The organism is Rossellomorea orangium (assembly GCF_019334305.1).
In the GTDB taxonomy this organism is placed as follows: Bacteria; Bacillota; Bacilli; order Bacillales; family Bacillaceae_B; genus Rossellomorea.
The window spans coordinates 1-13,063 of record NZ_JAHWGH010000013.1 but is presented as its reverse complement, the minus strand read 5'-3'; the positions used below and the strand labels follow the sequence as shown (position 1 = coordinate 13,063).

Sequence of the window (13,063 nt, the reverse complement as noted above, 5' to 3'; positions counted from 1 at the left end):
GAAGGGAGAAAATATTATGTCAAAAATTTTAGAAGTGAACGATCTACACGTCTCCTTCAATACGCATGGAGGGGAAGTACAGGCTGTCCGTGGTGTAGATTTCCATTTGGATAAAGGTGAAACATTAGCAATCGTAGGGGAATCGGGTTCCGGGAAGTCCGTTACAACGAAAGCCCTTATGAGATTGATTCCAAATCCACCTGGTTTCATCAAAGGTGGAGAGATCCTTTTTGAAGGAAAAGATTTAGCTAAGCTTCCTGAGAAAGATATGCAAAAGATCCGTGGAAAAGACATCTCAATGATTTTCCAGGATCCAATGACGTCTTTAAATCCTACGATGACAATCGGGAAACAGATCATGGAACCTCTTGTGAAACATCAAAACATGAGTAAAAATGATGCGAAGAAACGTGCCATTGAACTCTTGAAATTAGTAGGTCTTCCAAGTCCAGATACTCGTTTCAAACAATATCCTCACCAATTCTCAGGTGGTCAGCGTCAGCGTGTTGTCATCGCGATTGCCCTTGCTTGTAATCCAAAAATCCTTATTGCCGATGAGCCAACAACGGCATTGGATGTGACGATTCAGGCTCAAATCCTAGAATTGATGAAGGATCTTCAAAATAAAATCGAAACATCTATCATTTTCATCACCCATGATTTAGGGGTTGTGGCAAATGTTGCCGATCGCGTTGCGGTCATGTATGGAGGTCAAATCGTAGAAACCGGGACTGTAGATGAAATTTTCTACGACCCACGTCATCCATACACATGGGGATTGATCGGTTCTATGCCTACAACGGATACAGAAGGCGAGCAGGAGCTGGTTGCAATCCCTGGTACTCCTCCTGATTTATTGAATCCACCTAAGGGAGATGCATTCGCTCTTCGCAGTGAGTATGCATTGAAAGTGGACTTTGAACAAGAGCCGCCATATTACCAGGTATCAGATACTCACTATGTGAAGTCCTGGTTACTGCACCCGAGTGCTCCACAGGTCGAGCCTCCGGAAGCAGTGAAAGTAAGACAAAGACAAATGCCGTCAAACTTTAAAGAACCGGTACTTGTTGAGGGGGTTCGTTTATAATGGCAGAAAAATTATTAGAAATTAAAAATCTTAAACAGTATTTCAATCCAGGAAAACCGAATATGGTTAAAGCGGTTGACGATATCAGCTTTGATATTTATAAAGGTGAAACCCTTGGACTTGTTGGTGAGTCAGGTTGTGGAAAATCAACGACCGGCCGTACAATCATTCGGTTGTATGATGCAACAGACGGTCAGGTTCTATTTGATGGTGAGGATGTACATGGTAAAAAGTCACGTTCTCAATTAAAGAAATTCAACCGAAAAATGCAAATGATCTTCCAGGATCCTTATGCGAGTCTGAATCCAAGAATGAAAGTTGCCGATATCATTGCTGAAGGGATAGATATCCACGGATTGGCAACTTCTAAACAAGAACGTCTGAAGAAAGTTCATGAACTTTTAGAGACTGTAGGATTGAATAAAGAGCATGCCGGCCGCTACCCGCATGAATTCTCAGGTGGTCAACGTCAGCGTATCGGAATTGCCCGTGCACTGGCGGTGGATCCTGATTTCATCATAGCCGATGAGCCGATCTCAGCCCTTGACGTTTCAATCCAAGCGCAAGTTGTTAACCTGATGCAAGAGCTTCAAAAAGAGAAGGGTTTAACATATCTGTTCATTGCCCATGATCTTTCAATGGTAAAATATATAAGTGACCGTATCGGTGTTATGTATTATGGTAAGCTGGTTGAACTGACAACAAGTGATGCCCTGTACAAAAACCCGCTTCATCCTTATACTCAATCGCTTCTATCTGCGATTCCGTTACCAGATCCTGAGTATGAGCGCACACGCAGAAGAAAAGAATATAATCCAGCTGTTCATAACTATACAGAGGATGATAATCCTGAGATGCGGGAAGTGGTCCCGGGACATTTCGTATACTGTTCTGAGAAAGAATTTGCCCAATATCAAGCATCTTACAAAAACTAATAAAGTGAAAGAAGCTCCCTTCATAAGGGGAGCTTTTTTCATGGATGCCTTCTTATATTTAAAGAAAGGCATAAAATATATAGAAGATCATTCATTTCCTTGGAAATTTCGACATACTAGGTGGATTAACCCTTTTCTTACAAGTAATTTCCTTGTTAGAATAGAATAGGGAGTTACATAATTTACTAGAAAGCTTATTTTATAGAGGAGAGATTAATGTTGAAATGGAGTAAGGTAGCGACATCGTTATGTTTAGTCACATTATGCGTCATGCCGTTTCGATCAGCACACGCTGCTGAAGGTGGCTCGGCTAAAAGCCATGAGAAGAGAACGCTCTCGATGAGTAAAAAAGAGATAACAAGTCCAGTACCCCGCTTTGTATACGATTCCGGCTTGAAATTCGAATATCCGGACGCAATTAGGGGAGTTTATGTCACAGCACATTCAGCTGGTGGAGCACGATTTGATACTCTAACCAAATTAATGGATGACACTGATCTAAATGCAATGGTCATCGATATTAAGGATGATGTTGGGAACCTGACATATGAACCTGAACCATCTTCTCCATACGCTAAAGTGGGGCAGCCCTATATTAAGGACCCGAAAGCTATGTTAAAGACATTAGAGGAAAAGAAAATCTATCCAATTGCAAGGGTGGTTGTTTTCAAGGATACGGTCCTTGCCAATCAAAGACCGGACTTGTCGTTTAAAGACGGTGATAAGGTCTGGTCAAATGGAGGGGGAGATTCCTTCGTCAATCCATTCCTCAAAGAGGTTTGGGATTACAATGTGGGTATCGCCATAGAAGCAGCCAAAATGGGATTTCAGGAGATCCAGTTTGACTATGTTCGATTCCCTGAAGGTTTCGAGAAGCGTGATGATGAGCTGAAATATAATGGAGGGGAATATGCGAAAGAGGACATTGATAATGTGCAAAAGCGTGTGCATGCCGTTACAGACTTTGTTGAATATGCCCACAAGAAACTAGATCCATATGGTGTTAAAGTATCCGTCGATATCTTTGGTTACACGGCAACCCTGCCGGAAGCACCTGGAATCGGCCAGAACTTCTCAAAGATAGCGGAAAATGTAGATGTCATTTCTTCCATGATCTATCCGAGTCACTGGACACCTTATTTCGGAATTGCCAAACCTGATTTACAACCATATGAACTAATAACTGAATATTCGAAAGTGGAGAAGGCGAAAATAGCTGAACTAAAGAATAAACCTATCTCCAGACCTTGGCTTCAGGACTTCACAGCATCGTGGTTGGGAAGCGGAAATTATAAACCGTATGGAAAAGCTGAAGTTGAAGCACAAATAAAAGCACTAAATGATCAGGGAATAAACGAATTCCTTCTTTGGGACGCCGGAAATTCCTACACTGAAGGCGTAGACTACACGCCATGATAGAAAAGACTGACCTGAAAAGACCCAGGTCAGTCTTTTTCATTTAGGGTAGATATCTCTTAAGCAGGCCTTTCCATTTGAAAAGTCAACGAGATATTGTTATCATTAAAGTATTGGTAAGATTAACCGCTTTCAACCACATAATCCCCTTCACGGGCAGTTAGCCTGTGATTCCGTATTATTATCCCACGGATAAGACTAACATCTAACATAAACAAATCATTCTTGAGAATCATAATGGTATCCCGTTAGTCAATGGTTTATAAAAAAAACATGTTGAAGGAGTAGATCCATGCACTGGTATGAAAAATTAAATCAATATTTCCCTGTAGAGGAAATGAAATCAAAGGAACATCTCGAATCACTGCTGAGAGAAAGAAGCGACATTTATCACAAAGATGAAGGTCCCCATCATGTCCTTATGTATGCGGAACTGGAGGATTTTATTTTTATCGATTATCTCTTTGTTTCAAAGGATGCACGCGGACAAGGGCTTGGACATAAATTACTTGAGCAGTTAAAAGAGAAGAAGAAGGCAATTATTCTGGAAGTCGAGCCGGTGGACTATGATGATACAGATACTGAAAAGCGCTTAAAGTTTTATAAACGTGAAGGCTTTGAACATGCTGTCAGTATCGGATATGCACGCCGATCACTAGCCACAAACGAAATTAATGAAATGGAAATCCTTTATTGGGCTCCAAACCATGAATCTGAGGACCTTATCTTCGAGTCTATGAAGAAAACGTATGAATTGATCCATACGTACAATGATCAGAAATTTTATGGTGCATCGTACCAACCCGTCGAAGAAGTGTTAAAGAAAGATAATGACCGTGATGGGGATGTATTGAAAAACTTATAATATAGAAAACCTTATTGTCTATTCGCAATAAGGTTTTCTAAATGAAAAAATGAAAGGTCAAAATGTATGTTTAAGCCGAAGCCATACCGGGTAAATGTATAGTATAAACAATCCATATAGCTGTGTTAAACCTATGTATAAGAAATTTGACAAATTAGTTAAAACTATATTCAATGGTCAGTTATTCATGTATAATACATAATAGAGATTTCTTATTTAAACTAATTTTAAATAACTGTAAACGTTTAAATAAAGATCTATATTAAAAAATCCTTAAGGGAGTGTGAATGATTCGTGGTTACATTATTCACTTCACCTAGTTGTACATCTTGTCGTAAGGCAAAAGCTTGGTTAGAAGAGCATGAGATTCCATATACAGAACGCAACGTATTTTCTGAACCATTAAGTATCGATGAAATTAAAGAAATCCTCCGTATGACTGAGGATGGAACGGATGAAATCATTTCGACCCGTTCTAAAACATTCCAAAAACTTAATGTAGACTTAGAAACTCTGCCACTTCAAGAATTGTTTGAACTAATCCAGAAAAACCCGGGACTTTTAAGACGGCCAATCATTCTTGATGAAAAACGTCTTCAAGTAGGGTACAATGAAGATGAAATCAGACGATTCCTTCCGAGAAAGGTTCGTACATTCCAACTTCTTGAAGCACAAAGAATGGTAAACTAAGGTTTACTTAGATTCTAAAAGCTTTCCTTGTATAAAGGATATATAAGTAAAAGGGGCTGACCTTTAAGGAACGTTACGTCTCCTTTCAGGTCAGTCTCTTTTATATTAGATTAAGTATTATCACTTGAATTTTCTGCAAATATTCGCTAAAATGTCAAAAACACCTAATGGGATTTGTGAAAAAAAATGGGTGTTAGTTTAATTCCATTTTCTGCGGTTTTATCATAAAATAGAAGTACAAGGTACAAACTAACCTAAATGTATCTTCTATCTTCACCAGCAATAGAGCATTACATGCTCAGAGGGTGTAGTCCCTTCACTAACATCATGCAAGAAGGGAGAGGTGTTAATTGGAAATCGAACGCATTAACGAAAATACCGTAAAGTTTTATATTTCCTATGGAGATATAGAAGATCGCGGCTTTGATCGGGAAGAAATCTGGTACAATCGTGAGAGAAGCGAAGAACTTTTCTGGGAAATGATGGATGAGGTCCATCAGGAAGAAGATTTCGGAATCGAAGGACCGCTTTGGATCCAGGTTCAGGCTTTGGACAAAGGGCTTGAAGTACTGGTTACAAGGGCTCAGGTTTCGAAGGATGGTCAACGTTTTGAGCTTCCTATTCCAGAGGATAAGCTAAAGGAACTTCCTGTCGATGAGCGCATAGAGGAACTGTTGGATCAGCACTTCCAAATCAAGCAGGATCAGGACGGGGAAGCAGAAGTGGTATTGGATTTCACACTGAAATTCAATGATTTTGAAGATGCGATTTCTCTATCCCATCGAATGAAAGAAATGCCTATGGAGCACTTGGAAACAAAGTTGCTTGCATTCGAAGATAGATATTTTATTTATGTTAAATTTTCTGAAGAGCACTTTTCAGAAGAAGATATCGATAATACGTTGAGTATACTGCTTGAATATGCTGATGAGTCACGAATGACTGTTCATCGCCTTGAAGAGTATGGTAAAGTCGTCATTCAGGAGAATGTCTTTGAGACATTGAGTGAACACTTTTCGTAAGAATCAATACCGGTTTCATTTAGAAATCGGTATTTTTTTATATTTATTTCTCTGTTATATGGTAAAGGTTTTCGGTTGGTTCCCTTCATCTTTAACAGAGCAACTCATTTTAAGATTAAGCCGTTGGAAGGTGTTAATTGATGAAAAATACAGTAAGGGTCCTTTTATTTATAGCTGTTCTTTTTTTAAGTTATATCTTTTATTTCGATCAGTATTTATCCGGAATGGTGAAATATATTAGTATTGTGTTTACATTCTCTGTCATTGTCATAGGGTTTCTCATATTCTTTGAAAACCGCCATCCTACCCAAACATTGACATGGCTTGTGGTATTGGGAGCTTTCCCGTTTTTGGGCTTCATCTTCTACTTATTATTCGGACGGAATTATCGAAAGGAAAAGATGTATAAGAAGAAGTACATACTGGATCAGGAAACATATAATAAATTTGAGCCTGGACCTAAGGAAATAAATGCTGATTTGTTTGGGTTATTTCAGGAGAAGCATTTTCAACTTGCCCAGAGGATCGGGAATAGTGCTATTTCTTTTTCAAGTGAAACCAAATTACTGACAAATGGCACTGAGACATTTGGCGAAATTCTAAAGTGGTTAAAGACGGCCAAGCACCATATACATATGGAGTATTATATCGTCCGCCATGATGAAATCGGAAATCAGATAAAGGATATCCTCATTGAACGTGCAAACGAGGGGGTTAAAATCCGCTTTCTTTACGATGCGGTCGGAGCTTGGCAACTTTCGAAGGATTATATAAAGGAACTAAAGGGTGCAGGGATAGAAGTGGTGGCATTCGGCCCTGTTAAGATTCCTGTTCTGAATAACAAGTTCAATTTCAGGAATCATCGAAAGATCATCGTCATCGATGGCAGTATAGGGTTTGTGGGTGGTCTTAATATTGGGGATGAATATCTGGGTAAGAATCCACATTTCGGCTTCTGGAGGGACACTCATCTATTTGTAAGGGGAGAAGCGGTGCGGACATTGCAATTGATTTTCCTTCAGGATTGGTATTATATGACGAATGATGACTTTCTGACACCTGGATATCTAAGTCCTGATCCCCTTGAAAATGCCAACGACGGCGGTGTTCAGATGATAGCGGGTGGACCTGACAATGAATTGAGTGTATTAAAGAATATTTTCTTCTCGATGATAACGTCAGCAAGAAAAAGCGTATGGGTAGCTTCCCCCTATTTCGTCCCGGATGAAGATATATTTTCAGCACTAAAGATCGCCGCTCTAAGCGGTGTGGATGTTAGATTACTGGTTCCCCATAAACCGGATAAGCGTATTGTATTCCATGCCTCCCGTTCTTATTTTCCCGATCTGCTTGAGGCAGGGGCGAGAATATTTGAATATCAGAAAGGATTTATGCACAGTAAGATTGTGATCGTTGATGAGGAAATGGCTTCGATCGGAACATCGAATATGGATATGAGAAGTTTTCACTTGAATTTTGAAGTAAATGCCTTTTTGTATAAAACGGAAAGTACGGCTTCCATCGTAAGGGAATACCTTCATGATTTAGAAGAATCGGAAGAGTTACAGCTGGAAGAATTTCAGAAGAGACATCTTGGTTTCAGAATCTTAGAATCCACTTCTCGTTTGATGTCTCCCCTTTTATAAAGCAGGGCCTTCAAGTAATCATTGCTTGAAGGCATTTTTATGCAGGGATTTACAGATTTTTGGCGAATAAATCTAGAGGAGGTGTTCTATGTTAACAGCACTACTAGAACAGAAAGTATTTACAACGATTCAATTTACGAGGGAGGAACTGAGAAGGATCAGAAGTAAGGGCGTTCCATTCCATTGTCCTTATTGCGCTTCACCATTGAGCTTGCGAATTGGAAATCGAAACATACCACATTTCGCTCATATGTCACGTCCCGAGTGTATTGTGGAGAACCAGAATGAGTCGCCTAAACATCTATTAAGCAAACAGCTTCTATATGACAGATTAAACACTCTTTATAGAGATGTGAGACTCGAACACTACCTGAAAGAACTTAATCAAATCGCAGACATTTATGTGAAAACAGATTCGAGAAAGATTGCTGTCGAAATACAGTGCTCCAACATCCCGATACCTGAATTGGAGCAACGTACACACGGTTATCTCCGGGACGGAATCACCCCCTTTTGGGTCCTGACCCAATCTTTGAAGCGAAAAAAACTTCTGAAATTATCATCCTTCCAACAAGCGTTTATCCGATATTCACCGCAGTTACACTATTTTCTGCTTCATTTTCTCCCTGAGTTGAATAGCTTCCATCTTTATACACATCTTTATCCCGTATCAATTTCAAACTTTATCAGTACAGCTCCAGTAATGATTCCCGTAAGCCAGTTCACCCTTCCTTTAACCATTTCGGAGCTCCCCTTTCATCATCTTAAACCCCTCATTAACTGGAACGACTATAGAATGAAATGGATATACAACAAAATAAATTACAATAAATCAGGAAGAGATGCATTTTTAAGAGAAGTGTATGGGGAAGGGGATACATTCTTGTATCTGCCACTGTATGTCGGGCTTCCGGTCTTCCCTCATGGACTTCATATCAAAAATCATGAAGTGGAATGGCAATACTATTTGTGGAAAGACAGTTTGAAAAGGGGGAGTTCAATTTCAGAGGAGAGTATGACTCTAGGATTGAATAGAAGGCTTGCTGCAGGTCACATTGAGCTACGTATCCTACCATTTGTGAAAAAAGATGAACTGATAAGGGATATTGTTAGGGAATATTTAAGAATCCTTGAAAAAGTGAAAGTGATTGACAGGGTAGGTGAAAATCAATTCAAGCTTACGGGACCTTGGAGCTGCCCCGACCACTTCGGAGCTTTTGAACTGCATCGAGATGATTTTTTTTCAAAGTGGAAGCATATATTAAATCATGTGTAACTAAGATTGGATTGTTGCAGGAAATTCTTAGATAAGAGAGAATGTAACTATAAGGAATTTTCTGTAGATTTAGAATGGAGGATGTATATGACAAAAGATACAGCTGTGAAAAGTCTGCCTGGCAGAAAAGATGTAGAGGAAAAGTTAACGTGGAGACTGGAAGATATTTTTGAAAGTGATGATGCGTGGGAAAAGGAATATAAAGAAATAAAAGACTTATCAAAGAAGGCAGATGAATTTAAAGGTACATTGGGTGATAGTGCGGATCAACTTTACAATGCATTCGCGTTCCAGGATGAAATAATGGAACGGATGGGCAAGGTGTATACATATTCTCATATGCGCTATGACCAGGATACGACCAATTCGTATTATCAGGGACTAGATGATCGTGCCAAAAGTCTATATACCCAATTGGGGAGCAAGTTCGCATACCTGGTGCCTGAAGTGCTGTCGATTGACGAGAACAAGCTTAATGGCTTCATGGAGGAAAAAGAGGAGCTGAAGAAGTATAGGCATGCATTAGAAGAAATCAATCTCCAGCGTCCCCATGTCCTTTCAGCTGAAGAAGAAGCGTTACTCGCCCAAGCGTCCGAAGTGTTCAGTGCTTCGAGTAATACATTTGGGATGTTAAATAATGCCGATCTTGAGTTTCCGAGCATTAAAGACGAAAATGGGGAAGAAGTGGATATTACCCATGGCCGTTTTATCCGATTCCTTGAAAGCAGTGACCGTAGTGTCCGAAAAGAAGCCTTTACAAAGGTATATGAGACGTATGGGAAATTCGAAAATACATTTGCCTCAACGTTAAGCGGTGCGGTGAAGAAAGATAATTTTATTGCGAACGTGAGACATTATGATTCTGCCAGACATGCGGCGTTGTCCAACAACAATATTCCAGAAGAAGTATATGATAATCTTGTTGATACAGTCAGTAAGAATCTTCACTTGCTACAGCGTTATGTGAAGCTTCGTAAGAAAGTACTTGGCCTTGACGAGGTTCATATGTATGACCTGTATACGCCGCTTGTGAAGGAAGTCAAAATGGATATAAGCTATGATGAAGCTAAAGACATGATCCTTGATGGATTAAAGCCCCTTGGTGAGGAGTATGCAAACGTCCTTAAAGAAGGCTTTGACAACCGCTGGGTGGATGTTGTCGAAAATAAAGGAAAAAGAAGCGGTGCGTACTCATCCGGGGCATATGGCACGAACCCGTATATTCTGATGAACTGGCAGGATAATGTCAACAATCTGTTTACACTTGCCCATGAATTCGGACACAGTGTCCATAGCTACTATACACGTAAGTCTCAGCCATATACGTATGGTCATTATTCCATCTTTGTTGCTGAAGTGGCATCCACTTGCAATGAAGCTTTATTAAATGATTTTCTGTTGAATACAATCGAAGATGAGAAAAAGCGATTGTATCTCTTGAATCATTATCTTGAAGGTTTCAGAGGAACAGTATTCCGCCAAACGATGTTCGCAGAATTTGAGCATCTCATCCATAAGAAGGCACAAGAAGGCGAAGCGCTGACTTCGGAGTTTTTGACAAAAGAGTATTATGAATTGAATAAGAAATATTTTGGAGAAGATATTTCAATTGATGAAGAGATCGGATTGGAATGGGCCCGTATCCCTCACTTCTATTACAATTACTATGTTTATCAATATGCTACAGGATTCTCTGCAGCAACTGCCCTTAGTCGACAGATCCTCGAAGAAGGGAAGCCCGCAGTGGAGAGGTATATCGACTTCCTTAAGTCAGGAAGCTCCGATTATCCGATAGAAGTGTTGAAGAAAGCAGGAGTTGATGTGACAACATCCAAACCAGTAGAGGATGCATGTAAGGTCTTTGAAGAAAAACTGAATGAAATGGAAGAACTGCTTGATAAATTGCAATAAACAGGCGATATTGCCTAAAGAAACACCCCGCATGAAGGGCCAGCCCTTCATGCGGGGTATTAGTCATTCTTGAAAGTTAACACGAGAGGTCCGTCCCTCATTTCATCGATTTGAACCCCCTGAAGCGATTGCGGTTTCCAAGGGAATGGATGAAGAGGAGGAGTGAGAGAAAGAGGATCGGTGATGTGATATAGATTGGAACCAGGTGCATGAGGCCAAGGATATTGATGAAGAAGCTGATCAGGATCAAGAGAATGAGGATTCCGAATTTCATCTTTACGTACATACCAATTCCCTCCGTACATTATCTTAATACCATGTATATGAAGGGGAAGAAGGGAACATGAATTGATTTTGACAATATTGTGAAATACCATACAAACAACTTGCCAATACAAGTGGATACGTGATATATTATCAGTGTGAAGTTGATCACAAGCAAACATATACCCCTTTGTTTGACCGTGAAAAATTTCTCCCATCCCCTTTGTTCGTATTGAAAAACCGATGTTGGAAACAACATCGGCTTTTCTTGTATTGGAGTGAATTTATTATATTGACATAATTAGTTGTTGATATATTTCCAAAAGGTCCCGTGCTTTGCAGGGATCTTTTTTACTTTTTGCTGAAGTGTCCATTTCTTCATTTGCTTTTCCACTTCTTCTATTGATAGATCGTATACAACGGCTATTTCTTTTGATGCGACCACGCGATAATACTTCATGAAAACGTCCAGTGGAGGCAAGGGTTGCTTTTCGGGCTTTGATGCCAGCATCTCTTCGATAATATGAACATATACCTCATAAGAATATAAACCCGTGATCTTTAATCCTTCATCCTCAATATTCTCATTGAAAAAGACCAAGGTGGGGATCTCATCCACTTCCATCTCTGAAGTAATCTTGACATCGCATTGAAATGCCTTGGACGCCGAGGAAGAGTTTATATCGTTCATGAATTCATTGAGGTCGAGCTTCGCTGCCGCGGCACATTCCTTCAATACTTCAATATTCGAAATATCCTGCTTTTGAAGAAATAATCGCTCTTGTAAAAAACGTAAAAAGCGAATCCCCGAGTGTTTTCCTTGGAGCTCGGCTGCTTTGATCGCAAACGAAGCGATATAGGGTGAATCAATCGGATTATCGATCCACAGGCTCCCGTCACATGACATTCCGGAACGGCTTGCCGTTTTATCCCATTGCTGAGCCAGGTCTTCCTGTTTTCTCTTGGTTGCAAGATTTAAGGATGCAAGCTGACCGCTGAGAATATAGCGTATCCGAAAGTATTGTCCATACTCAATATGCAATTTCTTTAAGATTGGTTCAAGTGCCCAGCATTCCGGGCAAAGAGGGTCAACGAACATGTATATTTCCAGAGGTTTCTTCTCACGACCGCACCCTTTAAGGTGATGCCAGCTCGTTGTTCTAGTCAATGGCAGAACCCTTGGGTGTATCAGTATTCACCATATGATGGGCGGTTAATACAAGTCTGTGGAAAAAGTCATCTCTTACTGGACCCTCTAGATTGACCTCATCCATTGCTTCATGCATACATCCTAACCAAGCTTTAGCCCGGTCCTCTGTAATAGGAAAAGGGAGGTGCCTTGCACGCAGCATCGGGTGTCCATGTTCCTCAGTGTAAAGAGCAGGACCACCTAAATATTGAGTTAAAAATTGTTTTTGTTTACGGGATGTCTCGGTTAAATCATCCGGAAAGATCGGTGCAAGCTCAGGATGATTTGATACTCTTTCATAAAAAGCTTCAACGAGCATGGAGAGTTTCTTTTCGCCGATAAGATTATAGGGCATTTGTGGTTTCTCGACCATAAGAATGACTCCTTTTTACTTAGATTGTATGTTCATTCTAGCAAGCATTCATCCATATCTCAAACAAATCGCCTTACATCTGCCTTTTATTCCTAAATTAGTGTAGCCTGCTTTTATCTTCTTATCCTGGGATATGAGAAAAAGTGGTGTATGAAAGTAGTGGGTCTATTGGTTTGTTAGGCTTGCATTAAAAAGGTTGTTTTCGCAAAGATTGTTACTATCATATACAGACTAAGATTTGCGAATGCTCTGTCAATTAGGTTGTGGTGCAGGAGGGTGAAGGGAACAGTCCCGCTTTCCACGGACGTTCGGCCGAGCCTCCTCAGCAAAAACCGCTTCCGGGGTCTCGGCACGCCCGTTTTCCGTAGGAGTCTACGCAGTTCCCTTCA

At 40.2% G+C, this 13,063-nt stretch carries 12 protein-coding genes; 9 read left to right on the top strand and 3 right to left on the bottom strand.

What is annotated here, in order from left to right:
- The first annotated feature begins 16 nt into the window (after positions 1-16).
- The 9 genes from KYJ26_RS08975 to pepF all read left to right on the top strand — a co-directional run bounded on the left by KYJ26_RS08975 (position 17) and on the right by pepF (position 10,848).
- Positions 17-1,087, top strand: coding sequence for an ABC transporter ATP-binding protein (locus tag KYJ26_RS08975; RefSeq protein ID WP_219166936.1), 1,071 nt, complete (start codon positions 17-19; stop codon positions 1,085-1,087).
- Positions 1,087-2,022: an ABC transporter ATP-binding protein gene (locus KYJ26_RS08970; RefSeq protein ID WP_219166935.1), complete on the top strand. Its 936-nt coding sequence runs from the start codon at positions 1,087-1,089 to the stop codon at positions 2,020-2,022. Before KYJ26_RS08975 ends, KYJ26_RS08970 begins: the two co-directional genes overlap by 1 nt.
- A 216-nt stretch (positions 2,023-2,238) precedes the next feature.
- Positions 2,239-3,438 carry a putative glycoside hydrolase gene (locus KYJ26_RS08965; protein ID WP_219166934.1) on the top strand — a complete coding sequence of 400 codons (1,200 nt, stop codon included), beginning with the start codon at positions 2,239-2,241 and terminating at the stop codon, positions 3,436-3,438.
- A 292-nt stretch (positions 3,439-3,730) separates the two neighbouring features.
- Positions 3,731-4,303 (top strand): GNAT family N-acetyltransferase, encoded by a 573-nt coding sequence (locus tag KYJ26_RS08960; protein WP_219166933.1) that lies wholly within the window; start codon positions 3,731-3,733, stop codon positions 4,301-4,303.
- A 294-nt stretch (positions 4,304-4,597) separates the two neighbouring features.
- Positions 4,598-4,993: a transcriptional regulator SpxA gene (gene spxA, locus KYJ26_RS08955; protein ID WP_032089161.1), complete on the top strand. Its 396-nt coding sequence runs from the start codon at positions 4,598-4,600 to the stop codon at positions 4,991-4,993.
- Positions 4,994-5,343: 350 nt separating this feature from the next.
- Entirely contained in the window at positions 5,344-6,015 is a 672-nt protein-coding gene (mecA, locus tag KYJ26_RS08950) for an adaptor protein MecA (protein WP_219166932.1), read from the top strand.
- Between the two features lie 140 nt (positions 6,016-6,155).
- Complete coding sequence (cls, locus tag KYJ26_RS08945) at positions 6,156-7,661, top strand: cardiolipin synthase (RefSeq protein ID WP_219166931.1); 1,506 nt, start codon at positions 6,156-6,158, stop codon at positions 7,659-7,661.
- 88 nt (positions 7,662-7,749) lie between these two features.
- Entirely contained in the window at positions 7,750-8,937 is a 1,188-nt protein-coding gene (locus tag KYJ26_RS08940) for a competence protein CoiA (RefSeq protein ID WP_219166930.1), read from the top strand.
- Between the two features lie 87 nt (positions 8,938-9,024).
- Complete coding sequence (gene pepF / locus KYJ26_RS08935; RefSeq protein WP_219166929.1) at positions 9,025-10,848, top strand: oligoendopeptidase F; 1,824 nt, start codon at positions 9,025-9,027, stop codon at positions 10,846-10,848.
- 97 nt (positions 10,849-10,945) lie between these two features.
- Here pepF and KYJ26_RS08930 read toward each other — a convergent pair whose 3' ends face one another.
- The 3 genes from KYJ26_RS08930 to KYJ26_RS08920 form a co-directional block, all read right to left on the bottom strand.
- The gene (locus KYJ26_RS08930) at positions 10,946-11,134 is read right to left on the bottom strand and encodes a hypothetical protein (RefSeq protein ID WP_219167038.1); all 189 of its coding nucleotides are present in this window, start codon (positions 11,132-11,134) and stop codon (positions 10,946-10,948) included.
- A gap of 279 nt (positions 11,135-11,413) precedes the next feature.
- A complete protein-coding gene (locus KYJ26_RS08925) occupies positions 11,414-12,280 on the bottom strand; it encodes a ClpXP adapter SpxH family protein (RefSeq protein ID WP_257474953.1) in 867 nt (288 codons plus the stop codon).
- Entirely contained in the window at positions 12,273-12,674 is a 402-nt protein-coding gene (locus tag KYJ26_RS08920; protein ID WP_219166928.1) for a globin domain-containing protein, read from the bottom strand. Before KYJ26_RS08920 ends, KYJ26_RS08925 begins: the two co-directional genes overlap by 8 nt.
- Positions 12,675-13,063: the final 389 nt, after the last annotated feature.

Excerpts from the sequence above, each read along its gene's own strand:
- KYJ26_RS08975 (WP_219166936.1), top strand. The coding sequence starts at position 17 with ATGTCAAAAATTTTAGAAGTGAACGATCTACACGTCTCCTTCAATACG.
- KYJ26_RS08970 (WP_219166935.1), top strand. The coding sequence starts at position 1,087 with ATGGCAGAAAAATTATTAGAAATTAAAAATCTTAAACAGTATTTCAAT.
- KYJ26_RS08965 (WP_219166934.1), top strand. The coding sequence starts at position 2,239 with ATGTTGAAATGGAGTAAGGTAGCGACATCGTTATGTTTAGTCACATTA.
- KYJ26_RS08960 (WP_219166933.1), top strand. The coding sequence starts at position 3,731 with ATGCACTGGTATGAAAAATTAAATCAATATTTCCCTGTAGAGGAAATG.
- cls (WP_219166931.1), top strand. The coding sequence starts at position 6,156 with ATGAAAAATACAGTAAGGGTCCTTTTATTTATAGCTGTTCTTTTTTTA.
- KYJ26_RS08940 (WP_219166930.1), top strand. The coding sequence starts at position 7,750 with ATGTTAACAGCACTACTAGAACAGAAAGTATTTACAACGATTCAATTT.
- pepF (WP_219166929.1), top strand. The coding sequence starts at position 9,025 with ATGACAAAAGATACAGCTGTGAAAAGTCTGCCTGGCAGAAAAGATGTA.
- KYJ26_RS08930 (WP_219167038.1), bottom strand. The coding sequence starts at position 11,134 with ATGTACGTAAAGATGAAATTCGGAATCCTCATTCTCTTGATCCTGATC.
- KYJ26_RS08920 (WP_219166928.1), bottom strand. The coding sequence starts at position 12,674 with ATGGTCGAGAAACCACAAATGCCCTATAATCTTATCGGCGAAAAGAAA.